General features: G+C 66.0%; 21 protein-coding genes and 1 pseudogene. 6 read left to right on the top strand and 16 right to left on the bottom strand.

What is annotated here, in order from left to right; genetic code table 11:
• Positions 1-66 precede the first annotated feature (66 nt).
• A pseudogene (locus M6E97_RS09545) lies at positions 67-2,162 on the bottom strand (carboxy terminal-processing peptidase).
• A gap of 129 nt (positions 2,163-2,291) precedes the next feature.
• On the opposite strand from M6E97_RS09545, the gene M6E97_RS09540 reads away from it, so the two are divergent.
• A complete protein-coding gene (locus M6E97_RS09540) occupies positions 2,292-3,254 on the top strand; it encodes an NAD(P)H-quinone oxidoreductase (RefSeq protein ID WP_033938795.1) in 963 nt (320 codons plus the stop codon).
• 66 nt (positions 3,255-3,320) lie between these two features.
• Here M6E97_RS09540 and M6E97_RS09535 read toward each other — a convergent pair whose 3' ends face one another.
• The 6 genes from M6E97_RS09535 to M6E97_RS09510 are packed head-to-tail and all read right to left on the bottom strand — an operon-like array spanning position 3,321 to position 8,511.
• Positions 3,321-3,971, bottom strand: coding sequence for an HAD family hydrolase (locus M6E97_RS09535; protein WP_003091591.1), 651 nt, complete (start codon positions 3,969-3,971; stop codon positions 3,321-3,323).
• Complete coding sequence (locus M6E97_RS09530) at positions 3,971-4,966, bottom strand: ABC transporter ATP-binding protein (RefSeq protein WP_003138362.1); 996 nt, start codon at positions 4,964-4,966, stop codon at positions 3,971-3,973. The genes M6E97_RS09535 and M6E97_RS09530 overlap by 1 nt, the downstream gene beginning before the upstream one ends.
• A 2-nt stretch (positions 4,967-4,968) precedes the next feature.
• Positions 4,969-5,766: an ABC transporter permease gene (locus M6E97_RS09525; RefSeq protein WP_003091589.1), complete on the bottom strand. Its 798-nt coding sequence runs from the start codon at positions 5,764-5,766 to the stop codon at positions 4,969-4,971.
• Complete coding sequence (locus M6E97_RS09520) at positions 5,753-6,592, bottom strand: ABC transporter permease (RefSeq protein WP_003091588.1); 840 nt, start codon at positions 6,590-6,592, stop codon at positions 5,753-5,755. Before M6E97_RS09520 ends, M6E97_RS09525 begins: the two co-directional genes overlap by 14 nt.
• The gene (locus tag M6E97_RS09515) at positions 6,589-7,398 is read right to left on the bottom strand and encodes an alkaline phosphatase family protein (protein WP_003109171.1); all 810 of its coding nucleotides are present in this window, start codon (positions 7,396-7,398) and stop codon (positions 6,589-6,591) included. The genes M6E97_RS09520 and M6E97_RS09515 overlap by 4 nt, the downstream gene beginning before the upstream one ends.
• Positions 7,399-7,452: 54 nt before the next feature.
• Complete coding sequence (locus M6E97_RS09510; RefSeq protein WP_003091586.1) at positions 7,453-8,511, bottom strand: ABC transporter substrate-binding protein; 1,059 nt, start codon at positions 8,509-8,511, stop codon at positions 7,453-7,455.
• A 363-nt stretch (positions 8,512-8,874) separates the two neighbouring features.
• Between M6E97_RS09510 and M6E97_RS09505 the strand changes: the two genes are divergently transcribed.
• Positions 8,875-9,591, top strand: coding sequence for a UTRA domain-containing protein (locus M6E97_RS09505; RefSeq protein ID WP_003091585.1), 717 nt, complete (start codon positions 8,875-8,877; stop codon positions 9,589-9,591).
• Between the two features lie 65 nt (positions 9,592-9,656).
• The gene (locus tag M6E97_RS09500; protein WP_009313721.1) at positions 9,657-10,208 is read left to right on the top strand and encodes a GNAT family N-acetyltransferase; all 552 of its coding nucleotides are present in this window, start codon (positions 9,657-9,659) and stop codon (positions 10,206-10,208) included.
• A 42-nt stretch (positions 10,209-10,250) separates the two neighbouring features.
• Here M6E97_RS09500 and M6E97_RS09495 read toward each other — a convergent pair whose 3' ends face one another.
• The 5 genes from M6E97_RS09495 to minC all read right to left on the bottom strand — a co-directional run bounded on the left by M6E97_RS09495 (position 10,251) and on the right by minC (position 14,367).
• Positions 10,251-11,540 (bottom strand): M18 family aminopeptidase, encoded by a 1,290-nt coding sequence (locus M6E97_RS09495; RefSeq protein ID WP_023100908.1) that lies wholly within the window; start codon positions 11,538-11,540, stop codon positions 10,251-10,253.
• 168 nt (positions 11,541-11,708) lie between these two features.
• On the bottom strand, positions 11,709-12,344 hold the full coding sequence (locus M6E97_RS09490) for an RluA family pseudouridine synthase (protein ID WP_003091582.1): 636 nt from the start codon (positions 12,342-12,344) through the stop codon (positions 11,709-11,711).
• Positions 12,345-12,447: 103 nt separating this feature from the next.
• Positions 12,448-12,702 (bottom strand): cell division topological specificity factor MinE, encoded by a 255-nt coding sequence (minE, locus tag M6E97_RS09485; protein WP_003091581.1) that lies wholly within the window; start codon positions 12,700-12,702, stop codon positions 12,448-12,450.
• Positions 12,699-13,514 (bottom strand): septum site-determining protein MinD, encoded by an 816-nt coding sequence (minD, locus tag M6E97_RS09480; protein WP_033938792.1) that lies wholly within the window; start codon positions 13,512-13,514, stop codon positions 12,699-12,701. Before minD ends, minE begins: the two co-directional genes overlap by 4 nt.
• 61 nt (positions 13,515-13,575) lie before the next feature.
• On the bottom strand, positions 13,576-14,367 hold the full coding sequence (gene minC / locus M6E97_RS09475; protein WP_003109174.1) for a septum site-determining protein MinC: 792 nt from the start codon (positions 14,365-14,367) through the stop codon (positions 13,576-13,578).
• A 159-nt stretch (positions 14,368-14,526) separates the two neighbouring features.
• On the opposite strand from minC, the gene M6E97_RS09470 reads away from it, so the two are divergent.
• Positions 14,527-15,465, top strand: a complete 939-nt coding sequence (locus M6E97_RS09470) for a lipid A biosynthesis lauroyl acyltransferase (RefSeq protein ID WP_003091577.1) — start codon at positions 14,527-14,529, stop codon at positions 15,463-15,465.
• Positions 15,466-15,532: 67 nt separating this feature from the next.
• On the top strand, positions 15,533-16,702 hold the full coding sequence (locus M6E97_RS09465; protein WP_003091575.1) for a patatin-like phospholipase family protein: 1,170 nt from the start codon (positions 15,533-15,535) through the stop codon (positions 16,700-16,702).
• Positions 16,703-16,765: 63 nt separating this feature from the next.
• Here M6E97_RS09465 and M6E97_RS09460 read toward each other — a convergent pair whose 3' ends face one another.
• From M6E97_RS09460 to M6E97_RS09445, 4 genes are all read right to left on the bottom strand, one after another.
• Complete coding sequence (locus M6E97_RS09460; protein WP_003109175.1) at positions 16,766-17,623, bottom strand: pirin family protein; 858 nt, start codon at positions 17,621-17,623, stop codon at positions 16,766-16,768.
• 139 nt (positions 17,624-17,762) lie between these two features.
• A complete protein-coding gene (locus M6E97_RS09455) occupies positions 17,763-18,566 on the bottom strand; it encodes a VacJ family lipoprotein (protein ID WP_023111525.1) in 804 nt (267 codons plus the stop codon).
• 3 nt (positions 18,567-18,569) lie between these two features.
• Complete coding sequence (locus M6E97_RS09450) at positions 18,570-19,931, bottom strand: alpha/beta fold hydrolase (protein WP_031685568.1); 1,362 nt, start codon at positions 19,929-19,931, stop codon at positions 18,570-18,572.
• 141 nt (positions 19,932-20,072) lie between these two features.
• Entirely contained in the window at positions 20,073-20,294 is a 222-nt protein-coding gene (locus M6E97_RS09445) for a DUF2061 domain-containing protein (RefSeq protein ID WP_003091551.1), read from the bottom strand.
• 293 nt (positions 20,295-20,587) lie between these two features.
• Here M6E97_RS09445 and M6E97_RS09440 point away from each other — a divergent pair, with 293 nt between their 5' ends.
• Positions 20,588-21,445, top strand: a complete 858-nt coding sequence (locus M6E97_RS09440) for a glycine betaine ABC transporter substrate-binding protein (RefSeq protein ID WP_003114808.1) — start codon at positions 20,588-20,590, stop codon at positions 21,443-21,445.
• The last annotated feature ends 126 nt before the right edge of the window (positions 21,446-21,571 follow it).

Here is a 21,571-nt window from a genome sequence, read left to right as displayed (position 1 = left end):
CGGTTGTGCAACCGGCCCCGTATTTCACGACAGTCCCATGACTGTTTTATGACGCTCCCGCTGAACTCAGTGCTTGGCCACCGCCGAGTTGAGGTTCAGGTAGTCCAGCAGGATGTGCCCGGACTCGGTGAGGTAGGCGTCGTCCTGCGGCTTGGTCTTGTCGTCCTCTTCCGGCAGGGCGTTCTCGTCCTCGCGCTTGAGTTCCTTCAGCGGCTCCTGGCCCTTGGACTTGCGCAGGGCGTTCTCCATGGCCAACTGGCGGTTCTCGATGCTGGTCTGCTGGGCGCGGCGCTTGGCCTCGTTCAGGCTGACGGTCTTCTCCTTCATCAGCTCCTGGGCCAGCGCCAGGCGCTCGCGGGCGTAGACGAAGTCGGCGTTGTTCTCGGTGCGCGCGTCGTGCTGGGCCTTGAGTTGCGCGAGGAACGGCTTGAACGGGTTGGCCTCGTCCTTCACCACCGGGCGGATGGTGTCCCAGGGCATCGAGTCGGGCAGGGCGCTTTCGCCGATTTCCTTGTCGTCGACGATGGACGGGTAGCTGATGTCCGGGATCACGCCCTGGTGCTGGGTGCTCTGCCCGGAGACACGGTAGAACTTCGCCAGGGTCAGCTTCAGTTCGCCGTGGTTGAGCGGCTGGATGGTCTGCACGGTGCCCTTGCGAAGGTCTGTCCACCGAGGATCAGCGCGCGGTGGTAGTCCTGCATGGCGCCGGCGAAGATCTCCGAGGCGGAGGCCGAGAGACGGTTGACCAGCACCGCCAGCGGGCCGGTATAGAAGGCCTTGCCTTCGTCGTCGTTGAGCACGTCGACGCGGCCGTCGCTGTTGCGCACCAGCACGGTCGGGCCCTGGTCGATGAACAGGCCGGTCAGCTCGGTGGCTTCCTGCAGGGAGCCGCCGCCGTTGTTGCGCAGGTCGAGGACGATGCCGTCGACCTTGTCCTTCTGCAATTCGGCGACCAGCTTCTTCACGTCGCGGGTGGTGCTCTTGTAGTTCGGGTCGCCGGCGCGGTAGGCCTTGAAGTCCAGGTAGAAGGCCGGCAGGTCGATCACGCCGAGCTTGTAGCTGCGGCCTTCGTGGTCGACCTTGATGATGGATTTCTTCGCCGCCTGGTCCTCCAGCTTCACCGCCTCGCGGGTGATGGCGACGATCTTGCTGGTCTGGTCGTTCGGCGCGTTGCTCGCCGGAATCACTTCCAGGCGTACCTGGGAGCCTTTCGGCCCACGGATCAGCTTGACCACTTCATCCAGGCGCCAGCCGACCACGTCGACCATTTCGCCCTTGCCCTGGGCGACGCCGATGATCTTGTCGGAGGTGGCGATCTGCTTGCTCTTCGCCGCCGGGCCGGCCGGCACCAGGCGTACGACCTTGACGTAGTCGTTGTCGCTCTGCAGCACCGCGCCGATGCCTTCCAGCGAGAGGCTCATGTTGATGTCGAAGTTTTCCGCGTTGTCCGGCGACAGGTACTGGGTGTGCGGATCGTAGGACTGGGCGAAGGCGTTGATGTAGGCCTGGAAGATGTCTTCGCTGCGGGTCTGCTTCAGGCGCGACAGTTGGTTCTTGTAGCGCTTGGTGAGCTGTTCCTGGATCGCCTTGTCGTCCTTGCCGGTGATCTTCAGGCGCAGGACCTCGTCCTTCACCTTCTTGCGCCAGAGGTCGTCGAGCTCTGCGGTGTCCTTCGCCCAGGGGGCCTTCTCGCGGTCGATCAGCAGGCTCTCGTCGACGCTGAAGTCGATCTTGTCGACGCCCTTGTCGAGCATCGCCAGGGCGTAGTCGAGACGGCCTTTCAGGCGGTCGAGGTGACGCTTGTAGATGACGAAGCCGGGATCGAGATCGCCGCTCTTGAGGAAGTCGTCGAACCTGTTGCGCCAGCGATCGAACTCGGCGATGTCGCCGGCGGTGAAGTACATCCGCGCCGGATCGAGCATCTTCAGGTAGCTGTCGTAGATCTTGGCCGAGCGTTCATCGTTCAGCGGCGGCTTGTTGTAGTGGTGCCGCTTGAGCAGCTCCACCACGTTGAGGCTGGCGATGACCTGCTCGCGGTCCGGCTGCAGGCTGTCCCAGGAATTCTGGGCGCTGCCGACGGAGACGGCGGTCGAGGCGAACAGCGGCAGCGAACTGGCGCCGAGGAGGAGCAACAGGGCGGTACGGGGCAGAAAACGCTTCATGCTGATTCGACTGATCGCGGAGTAATGACGCATATTAGGCCTTATTAGCCGGCGCCGGGTTCCCTTGGCGCAATGCAAAAAGCCCGACTCTGGGTGATCGGGCCGTAACAACCCCACTATGGAGGCAGCGTGAACGCATTGCAAGGTATCGAAGGTCGTGTCGAGTGGTCGGAAATCGCCGCCCCGTCCTGCGGTCAGGGCGAAATCCGCATCCGCGTGGCGGCCGCCGGACTCAACCGCGCCGACCTGTTGCAGAAGGCCGGGCTCTACCCGCCGCCACCCGGCGCCAGCCCGGCGCTGGGGCTCGAGTGTGCGGGTGTGGTCAGCGAGGTGGGCGCGGGCAGCACCTGGCAGGTCGGCGACCGGGTCTGCGCGCTGCTCGCCGGCGGCGGCATGGCCGAGGAAGTGGTGGTGGACGCGCGCCACGTACTGCCGGTCCCGGCAGGGCTGAGCCTGGCGGAGGCGGCGGGGATTCCGGAGGTCTACGCCACGGCCTGGCTGAACCTGTTCCAACTGGCGGCGTTGCAGCCCGGCGAGAAAGTGCTGCTGCACGCCGGCGCCAGCGGCGTCGGTTCGGCCGGCATCCAACTGTGCAAGGCGTTCGGCAACCCCTGCTGGGTCAGCGTCGGTTCTGCCGAACGCCTGGCCTACTGCGAATCCCTGGGCGCCGCCGGTGGCGCGCTGCGCAAGCAGAGCCTGGAATCGCTGCGCGATTTCGCCCCGTTCAACGTGATCCTCGACCCGGTCGGTGCCCGCTATGCCGGGTTGAACCTGGAGCTGCTGCGGAGCGACGGGCGCTGGGTGATCATCGGCCTGATGGGCGGCCGCGAGGCGCAACTGGACCTGGCACAACTGCTAGGCAAGCGCATCCAGTTGACCGGCTCGACCCTGCGTACCCGCGATACCGAGTTCAAGGCGCAACTGATTGCCGAGCTGGGATTGAAGGTCTGGCCATTGTTCTCCGCCGGGAAACTCCGTGCGCAGCTGGAGCGAACCTTCCCGATCGGCGACGCCGAGACGGCGTTCGAGGCGCTGGCGAGCAACCAGGTGCAGGGCAAGGTCGTGCTGGTGGTGGACCCATCGCTGGCCTGAGGAGCCGCTTCGGCACCGTCGAGGCGATGGAAAGCGCGATCCGCTCGCGCTTTCGCGGCGAGCCTGTCAGCGCCAGGCGTTGACCGGCCAGCCCATTTCCTTGGCGTAGGCGAGCAGGGTCGGGTCCGGATTGACCGTGTTCGGATGGCCGACCAGCTTCAGCAGCGGCAGGTCGTTGCGCGAGTCCGAATAGAACCAGGCGTCGGCCAGTTGGCGATCGTCTCCTTCCAGCAGGTCGAGCAGACGCAATACCTTGCCTTCGCGATAGGTGAGGGTGCCGAGGGTGCGGCCGGTGTAGTGTCCGTCGAGCACTTCGAGATCGATGGCGAGGACTTCGTCGACGCCGATCCGCGCCGCGATCGGCTTGACCAGGTGCACCCCGGATGCGGAGACGATCAGCACCCGGTCGTTGGCGCTGCGGTGGCGCGCCAGGCAGGCGCAGGCGTCGCTGTAGATCAGCGGCTCGATGACCTCCTCGACGTAGGCCTCCACTTCCCGCTCGACTTCCTCGACGCTGCGACCGATCAGCGGTTGCAGGGTGTAGTCCATGTACAGGTCCATGGACAGCTTGCCTTCGGCGTACTGCTCCATCAGTTCGGCGTCGCGGCGGACGAAGGATTCGTCGACCCAGCCGAGACTCGCCATGCGCTGGCTCCACAGGCTGGAGCAGTCGCCGTGGATCATGGTCTCGTCCAGGTCGAAGATCACCAGGCTCATCAAGCTACCTCTCGAATACTGTTGCGATCGATGACCAGCGTCAGCTGACTGCCGGCCGGATACAGGCGGTCTGCGCTGCGGTTGAGGACGTCGACGGTGAGTTCCACCCCGGCGGCCTCGACGCGGTAACGGATCACGTTGCCGAGCAGACTGTGCGAGCGTACCAGCGCCGGCACGCCTTCGCTCGGTTCGTAGCCCAGGCGCAGGGATTCCGGGCGGATCGCCACCTGGTGCGCGCAGGGCTGGCCGAGCAGGCGGCTGGCCTGTTCGGCGTCGAGCAGGTTGTAGTTGCCGATGAAGCCGGCGGCGAAGGCGTTTTCCGGCGCGGTGTAGAGGGTCTCCGCGTCGCCGCTCTGGACGATGCGTCCGGCGTTCATCAGGACGATGCGGTCGGACAGGGTCAGCGCTTCTTCCTGATCATGGGTGACGAACACCGTGGTCAGCCCCAGCTCCTGCTGGATGCGGCGGATCTGTTCGCGCAGGTGCTTGCGGATGCGCGCGTCGAGGGCCGACAGCGGCTCGTCGAGCAGCAGCAGGCGCGGGCGCGTCACCAGCGAGCGGGCCAGCGCCACCCGCTGGCACTGGCCGCCGGAGAGCTGGTGCGGGTAGCGTGCGGCGTACTCGCCCAGTTCCACCAGTTCGATGGCTTCGGCGACCCGCTGCTTCAGTTCCGCCGCCGGCACCTTCTGCATGCGCAGGCCGAAGGCGACGTTCTGTTGCACGGTCATGTTGGGGAACAGCGCGTAGCTCTGGAACACCATGGCGATCCCGCGCTTCTGCGGCGGCAAAGGCACCACATCCTCGCCGTCGATGAGGATGCGCCCGCTGTCGACCTCGGTCAGCCCGGCGATGCAGCGCAGCAGGGTGGACTTGCCGCAGCCGCTGGGGCCGAGCAGGGTGACGAACTCGCCGCGGGCGGCGGCGAAGTCGATATCGCGGAAGATGCTGGTGGCACCGTAGCTCTTGTCGAGCTGTTCGACGCTGACGAACGACATGATCAGGCCTTGTCCTTGTTCAGTCGGTTGGCCGCCCAGGTCAGGACCAGGACGAACACGAAGTAGGAGACCACCACTGCGCTGGTGTAGTGGCCGCTGCTGTTGCGCATGTTGTTGAGGAACACCTGCAGGGTCTCGTAGCGGGTACCGACCAGCAGGTTGGCGAAGACGAATTCGCCGATGAGGAAGGAGAACGACAGCAGCAGGGCCACCATCACGCCCTTGCGCAGGTTCGGCAGCACGACCAGCAGCGCCGCCTTCCAGGTGCTGGCGCCGAGCAGGTGGGCGGCGTCCATCAGGTCGCGCAGGTTGATCGCCTGCAGGTTGTTGGTGATCGCCCGGTACATGAACGGCAGGGCGATGGTGAAGTAGCAGCCGACCAGCACCCAGGGCGTGCCGATCATTTCCAGCGGTCCGCTGGCATAGAGTTGCAGCAGGCCCACCGAGGAGACGATCGGCGGCACCGCGAAGGGCAGCAGGATGAGCACGTTCATCACGCCGTCCAGGCGCGGGAAGTGGTAGTGGATGACGAACATCAGCGGCAGGATCAGCAACACGCTGAACGCCAGGGCGCCGAAGCAGACCAGCAGCGAGCGGGCGAAGGCCAGCAGGAAGCGCTGGTCGCTCCACAGTGTCAGGTACCACTTCAGGGTCAGGCCGTCCGGCAGCAGGGTCGCCGACCACTGGGTGGCCAGCGAGTAGAGCAGGGTCGCCGCCAGCGGCAGGACCAGGATCAGGAACAGCGCGCAGACCACCAGGCGATGGTAGAGCGCGGCAGGACGTCGATCAGCGCGCGACATGGTAGCTCCTGCGCAGCAGCCATTGGTGGACCAGGGTGATCAGGGTCATCAGGCCGACCAGCACCATGGCCAGCGCGCTGGCCATGTTCGGGTCGGGGAACACGTCGCCGGCGACCAGCGCGCCGATGCGGATCGGGATCACGTTGAAGTTGCCGGTGGTCAGCGAGTACACCGTGGCGTAGGCGCCGAGGGCATTGGCCAGGAGGATGACGAAGGTGCCCAGCAGTGCCGGGGTCAGCACCGGGATGCCGATGTGTCGCCAGTACTGCCAGCCGTTGGCGCCGAGCAGCGCGGCGGACTCGCGCCAGTCCTCGCGCAGGGCGTCGAAGGCCGGGTAGAGCAGCATCACCCCGAGGGGGATCTGGAAATAGGTGTAGAGGATTATCAGGCCGGTCTTCGAGTAGAGATTGAAGTCGTCGATCCAGCCGGCCTGCTTGAGTAACAGGGTCAGCGCGCCGTTGAAGCCGAGCAGGATGATGAAGGCGAACGCCAGCGGTACCCCGGCGAAGTTGCTGGTCATGTTGGAGAAGGCCATGACGAAGTCGCGCAGGCGGCTGTCGACGTGGCGCAGCGAATGGCTGCCGAGCACCGCGATGAGCAGGCCGAGCAGGCTCGACCAGCCGGCGATCTCCAGGCTATGGCGGATCGCCTGGCGGTAGAAGGGCGAGCCGAACAGCTCGAGGTAGTTGGCCAGGCTCCAGGCATCGCTGGCCTTCAGGCTGTTCAGCGCGACCCAGGCCAGCGGCGCTATCTGGAAAATCACGAAGAACGCCGCGAAGGGCAGCAGGAACAGCAGCGCCAGCCATTTGCCGGAGAGTCGTTTCATGGGGCGAGCAGCTCCCGGCAGACGGGTTTGTCGTGGGCGGCGCCGAGGATTTCGCAGAGCGTGCCGCAGAGGTCGGTCTGCAGCGGTTGCGCCAGGTCGTCGCGGCTGAAGGCGTCGCCGAAGACGAACAGCGGCACCTCGCGCTCCTCCTCGAGGATGCCGCCGTGGCTGCGGTCCTCGTTCATTCCGTGATCGGCGGTGATCGCCACCTGGTAGCCGGCCGCCAGCCACTGGTGCAGGTATTCCGACAGCAGCGCGTCGGCGCGCCGCGCGGCGTTGCGGTAGGCGGGACTGGCGAGGCCGTGCCTGTGCCCGGCGTCGTCGATGTTCATCGAGTGGACCAGCATGAAGTTCGGTGCGTGCCGGCGGCGCAGGCTTTCCGCATCGGCGAACAGGTGCGAGTCCGGATAGTGGTCGTTCCAGTAGAAGTGTCCGCGCTGGATCGGCAGTGCGCTGTCGTCGGTGTGGCGGTCGCGGGCCGGGTCGAACGGCGCGCGGTTGTACAGTTCGCTGACCCAGTGGTAGGCCGCTGCCGCGGTACTCAGGCCGGCCGCGCGGGCATAGTGGAACAGGCTCTGTTCCTGGCTCAGGCGGACCACGTCGTTGTGCAGGATGCCGCTATCGATCGGCGGCACTCCGGTGAGGATGCATTCGTAGAGCGGCCGGGACAGCGAAGGCAACTCGCATTCCAGGCGGTACGACTGGCCGCGGCCGGCGCCGCAGAGGGCCTGGAGATGCCCCATGCAGTCGCGGGCGACGCTGTGGTTGAGGCCGTCCAGCAGGACGAGGATGACGTCGTGGCGCATTCGGGGTATCCGTCGATGCGGGGCGGCCGCCGGCGAGGGCGGCCGCGCTCCGCGTCACTGCATGTTGATGATCACCGCTTCCTGCCACTGCCGCGGCAGGCGCTTGGAGGTTTCCTCCCAGGCCTTGGCGTCCTTGATCGGCTGGGCCTTGGCGTACTGCTCGTTGGGCAGCAGTTGGGCCTTCACGTCGTCCGGCAGGGTCAGGCTCTCGGCGCGGATCGGTCGCGCGTTGCCCTTGGCCAGGTTGATCTGTCCGGCGTCGCTGAAGATGTACTCGCGGGCGAGCTTGGCGGCGTTCGGGTGCTTGGCGTACTTGTTGATGATGGTGGTGTAGCCGGAGATCACCGAGCCGTCCGAGGGGATCAGCACCTCGAAGCGCTCCGGGTCGATCTGCTGGCGGTAGCTGAGGCCGTTGAAGTCCCAGACGATGCCGACTTCGACCTCGCCCTTTTCCAGGGTGGCGATCACCGGGTTGGTCAGCGACAGGCGGCCCTGCTTGGCGATCTTGCCGAAGAACTCCAGGCCCGGCTTGATGTTCTTCTCGTCGCCGCCGTTGGCGATGGCCGCGGCGAGCACCCCATTGACCGCCTGGGCGGCAGCGCTGACGTCGCCGATGGTGACCTTGTACTTGCCCTGCAGCAGGTCGGCCCAGCTGTGCGGTACGTCCTTCACCAGTTGTTTGTTGACGATGAAGGCGATGGTCCCGGTGTAGGCGAGCGCCCAGTGGCCGTCCTGGTCCTTGGCCCAGGCCGGGATCTGTTCCCAGGTGCTCGGCTTGTACGGCTGGCTGACGCCCTGCTGCACGGCGATGGGGCCGAAGGCGGCGCCGACGTCGCCGATGTCGGCGCTGGCGTTGTCCTTCTCGGCCTTGAACTTGGCCAGCTCCTGGGCCGAACTCATGTCGGTATCCATGTGCTTGAGCCCATACTTGCTCTCAAGGTCCTTCCAGGTGTCCTTCCAGTTCGCCCAGCTGTCGGGCATGCCGACGCTGTTGACCTGGCCTTCCTTGCGCGCGGCCTGTTCCAGCGCCTGCAGGTCCGCTTCGGCGGCCAACGCCAGGCCGCTGCCGAGGGCGATGGCGGTTCCCAGCAATGAAGCAAGCATGCGTTTCATTCGGTGCTCCTTCGTTCGAGAGGTTCGGTCGGGCAGCCTCGGGAGTTCTCGACGCTCCTTCGGGCGGGACTGCCGCGGGTGTGGTCTAGATCAGCAAGACCCAGGCCAATCTAGAGCCGCTGGATGACGGTTTCATGTCAGCTAGCCGCGCCTGGCATCGCCGCGGCTTGCATCCGCAGAAGCGTAGACCATGCTTAAGCCCTCGATTCCATGGGCGTCGGGCGCTTCCGGGAAGACCGCTGTCTTGTGCCTGTCACGTCCCGGTCATCTGGGTTTCCTAGCATCGGACGAGCCGGAGGCGCAGGGCGGGCCGGTGGAAGTGCCCCTGGCTGGGGCTGGACTAGACCAATAAGGAAGCAGTCGATGCGTGACGAAGCGCTACCCACCGTAACGGCGATCTGCCGGGCGCTCAGCGAGCAGATCGGCCATGGTCTGCTGCCGGCGGGTGGCAAGCTGCCGGCCGAGCGCAAGCTCAGCGAGCTGTTCGCGACGACCCGGATCACCCTGCGCGAGGCGCTGATCCAGCTGGAGTCGCAGGGCCTGATCTACCGCGAGGAGCGCCGCGGCTGGTTCGTCTCCCCCGAGCGGCTGGCCTATAACCCGCTGGTCCGCAGCCACTTCCATGCGATGGTCAGCGAACAGGGCCGGGTGCCGGCGACCGAGGTTCTGTCGGCCCGGCAGATGCCGGCGAGCGCGGCGGTTTGCGAGCTGCTGGAGCTGCCGGCGCTGTCCAGCGTCTACCAGATCCGCCGGGCGCGGCGGGTGGACGGGCGGCTGGTGCTGTATGTCGAGCACTACCTGAACGCGCAGTACTTCCCCGGAATCCTCGGCCACGACCTGACCCGCTCGCTGACCGAACTCTATGCCAGCGAGTACGGCATCCACTATGGGCGGGTGCGTTTCGACATGGTGCCCACTGCACTGCATGCCGAGGCTGCGGCGCCGCTGAAGGTGGCGGTGGGCAGCCCGGCCCTGCGCATCAGCCGGATCAACCGCGACCAGCGTGGTCGGCTGATCGACTGCGACCTGGAGTTCTGGCGCCACGACGCCATCCATATCAGCGTCGAGGTACCGCAGTAACGCCACGCGTCGACGACCTGCGGCACCTTCTGCGAGGATGGGCTCCCGGGAAAAGGAGCCCTCGCATGTTCATACTGCCGATTTCGTCCGACCTGCACCTGGAGCTGCTCGACCAGCCGCGCGCCGAGGAACTGTTCCGCCTGGTGCGCGCCAACAGCGAGCACCTGGCGCCCTGGATGCCGTGGGTGCCACTGACGCAGAGCGCGGACGATACCCGCCGTTTCATTGGCGAAGGCCAGCGGTTGTGGGCGGAGCGCAGGAGTTGCCGCTGCGGGATCGTCGAATCCGGATGCCTGGTCGGCGTCATCGACCTGCACGATTTCACCGAGGACAGCCGCAGCGCCAGCATCGGCTACTGGCTGGCGGCGTCCGCGCAAGGGCGCGGGCTGCTCGCCAGGGCGCTGGGGAAGACGATCGAGCTGGGTTTCCTTGGCTACGACCTGCAGCGCCTGGTGATCCGCTGTTCCACCGAGAACCTGCGCAGCCAGCGCGCCGCCGAGCGCCAGGGCTTCCGGCGCGACGGAGTGATCCGGGCCAACGAGATCATCGCCGGGCGTGCCCACGACCATGCGATCTACACGCTGTTGCGCAGCGAATGGCACGCTGCGCACGCCTGAGTGGCCCCGGGCGAATGCCCGGGGCGTGAGCGAGGCTGGCGCTCAGGGCAGCTCGCTGCTGGCGTAGAAGGCGCCGAGCACCTTGACCAGGTGCGCCAGGTCATGGCTGCCGGCCAGCTCGCGAATCGAGTGCATGGCGAAGGTCGGCAGGCCTATGTCGACGGTGCGCACGCCGACCTGGCTGGCGGTGATCGGGCCGATGGTCGAGCCGCATCCCATGTCGCTGCGGGTCACGAAGCTCTGCACCGGCACTTCGCTGTCCTGACAGAGGTGGCGGAAGAAGCCGGCGGTTTCGCTGTTGGTGGCATAGCGCTGGTTGCTGTTGATCTTGATCACCGGACCGCCGTTCAGCGCCGGGCCATGGTTGGCGTCGTGCTTGTCGGCGTAGTTCGGGTGTACGCCATGGGCGTTGTCGGCCGAGACCAGCAGCGAGCGCTGGATCGCCCGGCTGAAGGCGTCGCCTTCCGGCAGCAGGCGGCGCAGTACCTGTTCGAGGAACGGACCGTCGGCGCCGCAATGCGAACAGGAACCGACTTCCTCGTGGTCGGTGCAGACCAGGATGCAGTTCTCGTCGCCTTCGGCGTTGAGCAGGGCTTCCAGGCCGGCGTGGCAGGACAGCAGGTTGTCCAGGCGCGCCCCGGCGATGAACTCGTCGTTGAGGCCTACCACCGCGGCGGACTGGGTGTCGTAGAACGACAGCTCGTAGTCCAGTACCACGTCGGCGGTGATGCCGTGCTCGCGCAGCAGCTGTTCGTCGAGCAGCAGGCGGAAGTCGGCGGCCTCGCCCGGCGCCAGTTGGGCGATGATCGGCGGCAGTTCGTTCTGCGCGTTGATCGGCCAACCCTCGTTGGCGGCACGGTTGAGATGGATGGCCAGGTTGGGGATGACCGCGATGGCCTTGCGGAAGTCGACCAGGCGGCTTTCCAGCTTGCCATTGGCGCGGAAGGTGACGCGCCCGGCCAGTGACAGGTCGCGGTCGAACCAGGGGGCGAAGAGGGCGCCGCCATAGACTTCGACGCCGAGCTGGAGGAAGCCGTTGCGAGCGATCTCCGGGTTCGGCTTGACCCGCAGGCAGGGGCTGTCGGTGTGCGCGCCGACCAGGCGGAAGCCGCTTTCCAGGGGCGAGCGACGGCCCAGGCGGATGGCGATCAGCGACGAGTCGTTACGGGTCACGTAGTAGCGGCCGCCGGCTTCGGTGTGCCAGGCGTCGCGCTCGTCGAGGCGGCGGTAGCCGGCGGATTCCAGGCGGCGGGCGAGGCTGGCGGTAGCATGGAAAGGCGTGGGCGAGGCCTTGAGGAAATCGATCAGGCCCTGGTTGAGTTCTGCGCGCATAGTGGCTCCGGACGGCAATCCATGCAGTCTATCGTATTGTCCGACGGGGTTCAGGTCGTTGGCGGCGGGGCCGGCCAGAAAAAGCGGAAGCTGGTCGTTGTATGGCAAGACGGGGTACCGGAAATCGGCGGGCGACGTCCCGGCGGGCCGGGACGCGGCGGGGCAGGCTCAGAACGGCGCCGGCGACTCGAAGCGCAGGCGTTCGCCGCTCTGCGGATGGGTCAGGCACAGCAGGCTGGCGTGCAGGCACAGGCGTTCGTGGGCGGCGAGGGCTTCGGGGTTGGCGTAGAGGCGGTCGCCGAGCAGCGGATGGCCGATGGAGAGCATGTGCACGCGCAACTGGTGCGAACGGCCGGTGATCGGTGTCAGCTCGACCCTGCTCCAGCGCTCATGACGCTCGACCACACGCCAGAAGGTCAGGGCGTGGCGGCCGTGCTCGAAGTCCACCACGTGACGCGGCTTGGTCGGCGGGTCGTAGCGCAGCGGCAGTTCGATGCGCCCGCTGTCCAGTTCCGGCAGGCCCCAGCAAAGGGCGGTATAGGCTTTCTCGGTCTCGCGGTCGTGGAACTGGCGGGACAGCTCGCGGTGGCTGTCGGCGTCGCGGGCGAGCACCATCAGGCCGGAGGTTTCCCAGTCCAGGCGGTGGACGATGCGGGCCTCGGGATAGCCGTTTTCCTGCAGGCGGGTGACCAGGCAGTCCTTGTTGTCATCGGCGCGGCCGGGCACCGACAGCAGCAGGGTGGGCTTGTCGACCACCAGCAGGGCGTCATCCTGGTGAACGATTCGGATCTGGGACAGCGGCATAGCGAACGGGCTCATCGCCGGGAGGCGGCAGGGAGCCTGGCGGGCAGGCTCGGTGAAACGACTGCGGCGGCCAATGGCCGCCGCAGTATGGACCCTGGGCGAATCAACGATCCGGCAGGGTGATGTTGAGTTCCAGGATAGAGCAGTTGCCCTGGTTCTCCAGTTCCACCTGGATCTGCTCCTGGTCGATCGGTACGTACTTGCGGATCACTTCCAGCAGGTCTTTCTGCAACTGGGGCAGATAATCCGGCTGTGCGCGCTGGCCACGTTCGTGGGCAACGATGATCTGCAGTCGTTCTTTCGCGATGGAAGCGCTGTTCTGCGATTTCCGACTGCGAAAGAAGTCTAAAAGGCTCATTCACGTCCTCCGAACAGTCTTTGCAGGAATCCTTTCTTCTGCACATCGAGGAACCGATGCGGTATTTCCTTGCCGAGCAGGCGGTCGACCGCATCGCTGTACGCCTGGCCGGCGTCGCTCTGCTCGTCGAGGATCACCGGCACGCCCTGGTTCGACGCCTTGAGCACGGCCTGGGATTCCGGGATCACCCCGAGCAGGCGGATGGCGAGGATTTCCTCGACGTCGTCGACGCCGAGCATCTCGCCCTTGGTGACGCGCTCCGGGTTGTAGCGGGTCAGCAGCAGGTGTTCCTTGATCGGCTCCTCGCCTTTCTCGGCGCGCTGCGACTTGCTTGCCAGCAGGCCGAGCATGCGGTCGGAGTCGCGTACCGAGGAAACCTCGGGGTTGGTCACGACGATCGCTTCGTCGGCGAAGTACATGGCCAGGTGGGCGCCTTTCTCGATGCCCGCCGGGGAGTCGCAGATGATGTATTCGAAGTCCTTGCGCAGCTCGGCCATGACTTTCTCGACGCCTTCCTTGGTCAGGGCGTCCTTGTCGCGGGTCTGGCTGGCGGCCAGGACATGCAGGTTTTCGAGGCGCTTGTCCTTGATCAGGGCCTGGGTGAGGGTGGCCTCGCCGTTGACGACGTTGACGAAGTCGTACACCACGCGGCGTTCGCAGCCCATGATCAGGTCGAGGTTACGCAGGCCGACGTCGAAGTCGACGATGGCGGTCTTGAAACCGCGCAAGGCCAGGCCGGTGCCGATAGCTGCGCTGGTGGTGGTTTTACCGACGCCACCCTTACCGGAAGTGACTACGAGAATTTTGGCCAAGGTGATTCACCCCAATGAAAAACGTAAGAATTCTGGTCCCTGAAAGTGGCGGCAGTATCCGTTAAAGGCGGGTGATGTTCAACACGTCACCCGACAGGCTGACGTGCACTGCCTTGCCCCACTGCGGGCTGCGTCGCAGGTCCTCCGCGACCTTGTAGTTACCGGCGATGGAGACCAGTTCGGCGGCCAACTGCTGGCAGAAGATTCGCGCCGTGGCGTCGCCTTTCACGCCGGCCAGTGCGCGTCCGCGCATCGGGCCGTACACATGGATGTTTCCGTCGGCGAGAAGTTCCGCGCCGGGGCTGACCGCGGCCAGCACGATCAGGTCGCCGCCGGCGGCGTAGATCTGCATGCCGCCGCGCACCGGAGTCTTCACCACCTTGGTCGGGCGGCTGACGGGGTCGGCGGGCTTCTCTTCCGCCTTGGCCGGCTCGGGCCTGGCTTCACCGGCGCTCGGGCTGGGCTCTTCGGCAGGCTTGCGCGGGGCGCTGTCCTTGATGTCCAGCGGTCGTTCGCGGGCGCCCGAGGGCGGCAGCACCGGCAGGTCCAGGGCCTGGGCGGCGGCGATGTCCTCCTCGCGCCCGGCGCGGATCGCCAGGGTGCGCAGGCCGTGGCGGCGACAGACCTCGAGGAGCGCCGGCAGGTCAAGGCGGCCTTCGCCTTCGGGCAGCTTGTCGAGGGCCATGACCAGGGGGGTGTCGCGGAAGAAGTTGGGCGCTTGCGCCACCTTGTCGGCGAGTTGCCGTTCGAGCCTCGCCAGGTCGTTGTGCGCCAGTTCGAGGATGGTCACCGCGAGCATGCTGCCCTTGAGCTGGAATACGGGGTCTTGATCGAGGAGGTCGGCTTGGCTCATGGGGCTTGTCGGTCGTTGAATTGCAGGGACTTATAACGAGAACGCCGGATGCCCGCAAGCGTGGCAGATAGCCGGGGCGGCATCGATCGGCAACGCGGCGTCCCGCCGGGACGGCGGGCAGGGTAGAATGGCGGGCTTTGATCGTCGTCGGAACCGTCCATGGATCGCCCCCGTTTCTCCAGCGCTTTCCTCCATCCCCGCTACTGGCCGCTCTGGTTCGGCCTGGGACTGCTCTGGCTGGTGGTGCAGTTGCCGTATCCCGTCCTGCTGATGCTCGGCCGTGGCCTGGGGGCGCTGATGTACCGCTTGGTCGGCTCGCGCCGCGAGATTGCCGCGCGCAACCTCGAACTGTGCTTTCCGGAAAAGTCGCCCGCCGAACGCGAGCGTCTGCTGAAGGAGAACTTCGCCTCCAGCGGCATCGCCTTCTTCGAGATGGCCATGAGCTGGTGGTGGCCGAAGGCGCGCCTGGCCCGTCTTGCCCATATAGAAGGCCTGGAGCATCTGCGCGAGGCCCAGGCCAAGGGCGAGGGGGTGATCCTCATGGCCCTGCATTTCACCACCCTGGAGATCGGCGCGGCGCTGCTCGGCCAGGTGCACACCATCGACGGCATGTACCGTGAGCACGACAACCCGGTGTTCGACTACATCCAGCGCCGTGGCCGCGAGCGGCATAACCTCGATGCCACCGCCATCGAGCGCGAGGACGTGCGCTCGATGCTCAAGGTGCTGCGTGGCGGCCGCGCCATCTGGTACGCACCGGACCAGGACTACGGCGCCAAGCAGAGCCTGTTCGTGCCGCTGTTCGGCATCCCGGCGGCCACCGTCACCGCCACTACCAAGTTCGCCCGCCTGGGCCGGGCGCGGGTGTTGCCGTTCACCCAGAGCCGTCTGGCCGATGGCAGCGGTTACCGCCTGACCATCCACCCGCCGCTGGAGGACTTCCCCGGCGAGAGCGAGGAAGCCGATTGCCTGCGGATCAACCAGTGGGTCGAGCGTTGCGTGCGCCAGCAGCCCGAGCAGTACCTGTGGGCGCACCGGCGTTTCAAGACCCGCCCGCCAGGCGAAGCCAAGCTCTATCCGAAACGGCGCAAGCGCTGAGGACGGGCATTCCGGACGCGCGCGGGGTCTGGCTATACTCGCCGCAGTTCATGACGGAAGCCCCGCTGTGTCCGATCCCCTTGCCCCACGTCCGCCGCTCACCGGCCTGATCCTTTCCGGGGGCGGCGCCCGCGCGGCCTACCAGGTCGGCGTCCTGGCCGCCATCGCCGACCTGCTGCCGGACAGCGCCGGCAATCCTTTCCCGGTCATCGTCGGTACCTCCGCCGGCGCCATCAACGCCGTTGGCCTGGCTTGCGGCGCCCTGCAATTCCGCCAGGCGATCCAGCGCCTGACCGCGGTCTGGCAGGGATTCCGCACCGAACATGTCTATCGCAGCGACTGGCCGGGCGTGACCCGCCAGGCCTCGCGCTTCCTCGGCCATAGCCTGCTCGGCCTGGGGCGGCGGGTGCCGGTGGCGTTGCTGGACAACCGGCCGTTGCATGAGCTGCTGGCACGTGAGCTGGATTTTTCCGGGATTCATGCGGCGGTGCGCCAGCGCCAGTTGCGCGCGGTGGCGGTGACCGCGTTCGGCTACGAGTCGGGGCAGGCGGTGACCTTCTACCAGGGGCGCGCGACCATCGATCCCTGGGTACGCCATCGGCGCCTGGGCATTCCCACCCGCCTGGAGCTTCGGCACCTGCTGGCCAGCGCGGCGATCCCGCTGCTGTTCCCGCCGGTGCGGATCAACCGCGAGTACTTCGGCGACGGCGCGGTGCGTTCCCAGGCGCCCATCAGCCCGGCGTTGCACCTGGGCGCCACGCGGGTGCTGGTGATCGGCGTCAGCGGCAACCCGGCCACCGGTGGCGACAGTGCCATGACCGGCCTGCCGCCGTCCGACCGACCGCCGAGCCTGGCGCAGATCGGCGCCCACCTGTTGAACAGCACCTTCATCGACAGCCTGGAAGGCGACATCGAGCAGTTGCAGCGGATGAACCAGATCGGCCAGTTGGTGGCGCCGGAGGTGCGCCGCCAGGCGGGTGGGCTGGAGCCGGTGGAGGTATTGCTGGTGTCGCCGAGCCGGCCGCTGGACGAGATCGCCGCGCGGCACTACCGGGAGCTGTCGCGGGTGCTGCGGCTTTTCCTGCGCGGTCCCGGAGCGACCCGCGCCAGCGGGGCGGGGGTATTGAGCTACCTGTTGTTCGAGCGCGGCTATTGCAGCGAACTGATCGAACTGGGCTACCACGATGCGATGGGCAAGCGGGCGGAACTGGAGCGCTTCCTGCGGATCGAGCGGTAAACCTTATTCAGGACGGGACAGGCGGAAGGAAAAAGCCGCCCCGAAGGGCGGCTCGCGCACGGTTCAGACGGCCAGGACACCGTCGCGATAGTCGCGTAGCGCCTGCTCGATTTCCTCGCGGCTGTTCATCACGAACGGACCGTACTGGACGATCGGCTCGCGCAACGGCTTGCCGGCGAGCACCAGTACCCGGGCGCCGGCTTCGCTGCGCAGGCTCAGTTCCCCTTCTTCGGACAGCCGAGCCAGGCGATTGGTGGCGATTTCCACCGGGCGTTCGCCTTCCACCGTCAGGCTGCCTTCGTAGACGTACAGCAGCACGCGATGGCCGTCCGGCAGGCGCGGGGCGATGCGGCCGCCGGCAGGCAGTTGCAGGTCGTAGTAGTGCGGCTCGGTGTCCGGCCTTTCCACGGCGCCGATCTGCTGCGCCTGGCCGTCGTCGAAGCGACCGGCGATCACCGTGACCTTCACGCCTCCGGCGGTTTCCAGGCGCGGCACGTCTTCCGGCTCGATATCGCGATAGCCGGCCGGAGCCAGCTTGCTCTTCGCCGGCAGGTTGACCCACAGCTGGAAGCCACGCATCGCGCCTTCCACCTGTTCCGGCATCTCGCTGTGGATGATGCCGTGGGCGGCGGTCATCCACTGTACGCCGCCGGGCTTGAGCAGGCCGCGATTGCCGAGGTGGTCTTCGTGGCGCATGCGTCCTTCGAGCATGTAGGTCACGGTCTCGAAGCCGCGGTGCGGGTGCGAAGGGAAGCCAGCGACATAGTCGTCCGGGTTCTGGGTATCGAACTGGTCGAGCATCAGGAACGGATCGAAGCGTTCCGGGGACGGGCCGCCGATCACGCGGGTCAGGCGGACGCCGGCGCCATCGGAGGCGGGGTGGCCGGTATGCAGTTCGAGGACATCACGGTAGCGGGTCATGGGAACCTCCTGGTTCGTGTATGGCTCGATGATAGTCCTCTCTGGTCGATATATGGTTGCGAGTTTTATGTGATTCCTATCGATTTATTGAATTGTTCTGAGGAAAAGAAACCGCCGCACAGGGCGACGGTTCTTCGTCTCACTCGGCGATCTGCAGCTTGCGCGCCTCGGTATAGATGTAGCGCAGTTTCTCGTACTCGAACGGCGAGTTCATCTGGCCGTAGCGGAAGCTGGTGTTGTAGCGCCTGTCCACCACGCGCAGGGCGGTGATCTCCGGGTGGTCGCCGCTGGCCTGGGGAACGTTGAGGTAGTTCACCTGGTATTCGCCGACGTAGTCCACCACCAGTCCGCCGGTGTCGCGCAGGTTGGACGGGCCGAGGATCGGCAGCACCAGGTAGGGGCCGCCGCCCACGCCGTAGAAGCCGAGGGTCTGGCCGAAATCCTCGCTGCGCTTGTGCAGGCCCATCTTGGTCGCCGGGTCCCACAGGCCGAGCACGCCGAAGGTGGTGTTGAACAGCAGCCGCGCGGTGGTTTCCATCGCCGCCTTGCCCTTCAATTGGGCGAGGTTGTTCAGCAGATTGGGCACGTCGCCGAGGTTGTCGAAGAAATTGCTCACGCCGCTGCGGACGAAGTGCGGGGTGACGTATTCGTAGCCTCGTACCACGGGCAGGAACACCCACTCGTCGAAGCGATAGTTGAAGTGGTAGACCCGGCGGTTCCAGGATTCCCAGGGATCGTACATGTTCAGTGCGTCGAGGGTGGCGCGCTCGAATTCGCGTTGATCCAGGCCGGGATTGAACTTGAGTTGGTCCAGTGGACGGCTGAAACCGTCGCCGTCGAGCTGGCGTGGCGGCAGTTCGGCCGGCGCGGCGGCCTGGTCGGCCTGGGCGCTGGCGGCAGCGCTCAGCAGAAGGGCGAACATCCAGTGTGCGGTTCGGCTCATCGATCAGTTTCCTGCCTGCTGGGTGAGGGCCGCGCTGGCGACCTGGGTCTGTCCGGCAGCGGGCGTGGCGAAGAAGTCCAGCATGTCCTGCGCGTTGACCTTGTAGTTGAGGTTGCCGCAGTGACCGCCATAGGGATAGACGGTCAGGCGTTCGCCGAAGGTCCGGCGGAGGAAGCCGAGGTCGCCCGGGCCGAGGATGACGTCGTCGGCGTTGTGCATCACGGCGATCTTCGGGCTGTCGTGCAGATAGTCCTGCAGCTTGTAGAGGCTGACCTGGTTGACCAGTTGGGTCAGGCTGCCGCCGTCGTAACGGGCTCGCCACATCGGGATCAGTTGCTCAGTCATGTAGCACTCGAAGTCGCACTGCAGCGCGCGCTTGAAGAAGGGCTCCAGGCTGGTGCCTTCGTTGATCGGGTAGTTCGGCGGGGTGATCAGGCCGCGACGGTTGACCAGGTCCGAGGTGAAGGCGATGTCGGCGGCGGAGAAACGGAACGAGGTGCCGATCAGCATGGCCATTTCCTCGTTGCTCAGGCGCTGCTTCGACTGCTGGAAGTCGTAGAGCATGGCGTCGTTGATGTCGACGTAGCCTTTCTGCCGGAAGTAGCGGGTCAGCTTGCTCAGCACCACCTCGTAGAAGGTGCGCGAGTCGGTGATGCCCTTGACCTGGGTTTCCACCAGTTTGTCGAGGTTGCTCACCGAGGTGTAGAGGTTCACCGGTGGATTGAGCAGCAGCACCTTCTTGAAGTTGAAGCTCTGGCGGCTTTCGTCGAGGTGGCTGACGAACGCGGCGTTCAGCGCCCCCAGGCTATAGCCGGTGAGGTAGTAGTCGGTCACCGGCAGGTCGCGCTGCTGCGCACGCACCGCCTGCATCACCCGGTACAGGTCGTCGGCGTCGTCGCTGGAAAAGCCCGGCGTGGCGAAGCGCGAGGCGCCGGCCATGAAGTCCCAGCTGGTCGGCGAGGACAACTGCACCACGTGGTAGCCGGCCTGGTAGAAGAGCTTCTTCAGGTATTCCGGGAAGCTGCTGGCGTAGTGGGCGCCAGTCCCGGCAATGATGAAGATCAGCGGCGCCGCATGATCCTGGCGGGCCAGGCGGTAGCGCAGCTTCTTCACCGGCCAGAAGTTGTCCGGCAGGGCGAATTCGCGCTCCGGGCGCAATTTCAGGCTGTAGTCCTTCTGGTCGATGTCCTCGCTGTGCGGAAGCTCGGGACGCAGTTCCGGCGGCGTGGTGGCGATGGTCGCCTCGAACGGGTTGGTCAGTGGATAGCCGTAGCTCGCGGCGTCCACGTCCCGGGCCTGCGCCAGATTGGCACAACCGAGGGCGAGGCCGCCGAGCAGGGCAGCGAAACGGAGGAAGTGGGGCATCGGGGGAATCCCTTCGAGGGAAAAGTACTGAGTGAATATACTGCCACTATGACAACTGCAAGCCTCAGTAGTGCAGTGGGTTATTGCAGCCAGTGTTCCAATCGTTTTTTTCCCCTTTTGCCATGCCTCGCGAATTTCCCTTCAGGCGTGGCGGTGCAGCCAGCCGTGGGCGCTAGCCGGGCGCGGCGCGCCGTCTTTCTCGAAGCGTTTCCAGATCTTCTCGTGGAAGTAGAAACCGACCGAGTTGCACAGCGGCTCGACCGCCGCCACCAGCCCGCCGACCGCTATGCTGCCGGTCAGCGCATAGGCCACGCTGAAGGCGATGATGAAGTGCATGACGGTGAAGGTCAGGGTCTTGAGCATGGCTGCTCTCCTTTGATCGAGAATCATTCCTCTTTGGCGAAAGCCTATCCAGGCGCTCGGCCAAGCGGAAATCGGCCTGTCCAATCGAGTGCATAGAGCGCTTCGATCGCACTGTCTCGGAGCACATCCGCAGCGTGCCGCAGCGCAGTTCGAGGCATGTCGTTATCGGGTGCGATGGGTGTCGTTCTCAGAGCAGTCCGCCGTCCGGGCGCGCCGATGATGGACGGCGGCACCGCAGAGTGCCGCGACCGCCGGGGAGCGTCCCCGTCGGCATAGAACAAGGGGTACGTCTGATGCGAATGATGCGACGACTGTTGTGCTGGAGTGCGGGCCTGGCAATGTCGGCGGCGGTGGGGATGGCGGCCGCGGCGGACAAGCCGGTGATCACCATCGGTTACGTGGACGGCTGGTCGGACAGCGTGGCGACCACCCATGTGGCCGCCGAGGTGATCCGCGAGAAGCTCGGCTACGAGGTGAAGCTGATGCCGGTGGCGGCGGGGATCATGTGGCAGGGCGTGGCGCGCGGCAAGCTCGATGCCATGCTCTCGGCCTGGCTGCCGGGCACCCACGGCGCCTACTACGAGAAGATGAAGGATAAGGTGGTCAACCTTGCCATCAACTACCCGGACGCACGCATCGGCCTGATCGTCCCCGAATACGTGAGCGCCAACAGCATCGCCGACCTCCAGGCGCAGAAGGACGCTTTCGGCGGCCGCGTGGTGGGCATCGATGCCGGCGCCGGGGTGATGATCAAGACCGACGAGGCGATCAAGCAATATGGCCTCGACTACAAGCTGGTGGCCAGTTCCGGCAGCGGCATGATCGCCGAGCTGACCCGTGCCGAGAACGAGAAGAAGCCGGTGGTGGTGACCGGCTGGATTCCGCACTGGATGTTCGCCAAGTGGAAGCTGAAGTTCCTCGACGACCCGAAGAAGGTCTATGGCGATACCGAGCATGTCGACACCGTCGCCAACCCGGCGCTGGAAGCCAAGGCCAAGCCGGTCTGGGAGTTCCTGAAGAAGTTCGGCTGGAAGGATGGCAACGAGGTCGGCCAGGTGATGCTGGCGATCCAGGAGGGCGCCAAACCCGAGGATGCGGCGAAGCAGTGGGTGGCGGCCAACCCGGGACGGGTCAAGGACTGGGTGCAGTAGCACGGCTGGTTCGATTGGGGAACGCCGTGCCCGGGCAACCGGGCACGGCGTTTTTCCTTGCCGAAGGCTGGCTCCGGAATCTGCCGGAAGGCCCGGGAATACCGGTCTAGAGCGGCTGGCGAAACG

This window comes from Pseudomonas sp. B111 (assembly GCF_026428275.1).
Classification (GTDB): Bacteria; Pseudomonadota; Gammaproteobacteria; order Pseudomonadales; family Pseudomonadaceae; genus Pseudomonas; species Pseudomonas aeruginosa.
The sequence above is the reverse complement of the archived record's forward strand: the minus strand, read 5'-3'. Positions and strand labels throughout refer to the sequence as shown.

Bases quoted from the DNA above. Each gene is read 5' to 3' on its own strand.
- minC (WP_003109174.1), bottom strand. From the start codon at position 14,367: ATGAGCCAAGCCGACCTCCTCGATCAAGACCCCGTATTCCAGCTCAAG.
- M6E97_RS09535 (WP_003091591.1), bottom strand. From the start codon at position 3,971: ATGAGCCTGGTGATCTTCGACCTGGACGAGACCATGATCCACGGCGAC.
- M6E97_RS09455 (WP_023111525.1), bottom strand. From the start codon at position 18,566: ATGAGCCGAACCGCACACTGGATGTTCGCCCTTCTGCTGAGCGCTGCC.
- M6E97_RS09505 (WP_003091585.1), top strand. From the start codon at position 8,875: ATGCGTGACGAAGCGCTACCCACCGTAACGGCGATCTGCCGGGCGCTC.
- M6E97_RS09530 (WP_003138362.1), bottom strand. From the start codon at position 4,966: ATGTCGTTCGTCAGCGTCGAACAGCTCGACAAGAGCTACGGTGCCACC.
- M6E97_RS09515 (WP_003109171.1), bottom strand. From the start codon at position 7,398: ATGCGCCACGACGTCATCCTCGTCCTGCTGGACGGCCTCAACCACAGC.
- M6E97_RS09525 (WP_003091589.1), bottom strand. From the start codon at position 5,766: ATGTCGCGCGCTGATCGACGTCCTGCCGCGCTCTACCATCGCCTGGTG.
- M6E97_RS09450 (WP_031685568.1), bottom strand. From the start codon at position 19,931: ATGCCCCACTTCCTCCGTTTCGCTGCCCTGCTCGGCGGCCTCGCCCTC.
- M6E97_RS09495 (WP_023100908.1), bottom strand. From the start codon at position 11,540: ATGCGCGCAGAACTCAACCAGGGCCTGATCGATTTCCTCAAGGCCTCG.
- M6E97_RS09440 (WP_003114808.1), top strand. From the start codon at position 20,588: ATGCGAATGATGCGACGACTGTTGTGCTGGAGTGCGGGCCTGGCAATG.
- M6E97_RS09510 (WP_003091586.1), bottom strand. From the start codon at position 8,511: ATGAAACGCATGCTTGCTTCATTGCTGGGAACCGCCATCGCCCTCGGC.
- M6E97_RS09470 (WP_003091577.1), top strand. From the start codon at position 14,527: ATGGATCGCCCCCGTTTCTCCAGCGCTTTCCTCCATCCCCGCTACTGG.
- M6E97_RS09520 (WP_003091588.1), bottom strand. From the start codon at position 6,592: ATGAAACGACTCTCCGGCAAATGGCTGGCGCTGCTGTTCCTGCTGCCC.
- M6E97_RS09460 (WP_003109175.1), bottom strand. From the start codon at position 17,623: ATGACCCGCTACCGTGATGTCCTCGAACTGCATACCGGCCACCCCGCC.
- M6E97_RS09490 (WP_003091582.1), bottom strand. From the start codon at position 12,344: ATGCCGCTGTCCCAGATCCGAATCGTTCACCAGGATGACGCCCTGCTG.
- minE (WP_003091581.1), bottom strand. From the start codon at position 12,702: ATGAGCCTTTTAGACTTCTTTCGCAGTCGGAAATCGCAGAACAGCGCT.
- M6E97_RS09500 (WP_009313721.1), top strand. From the start codon at position 9,657: ATGTTCATACTGCCGATTTCGTCCGACCTGCACCTGGAGCTGCTCGAC.
- M6E97_RS09445 (WP_003091551.1), bottom strand. From the start codon at position 20,294: ATGCTCAAGACCCTGACCTTCACCGTCATGCACTTCATCATCGCCTTC.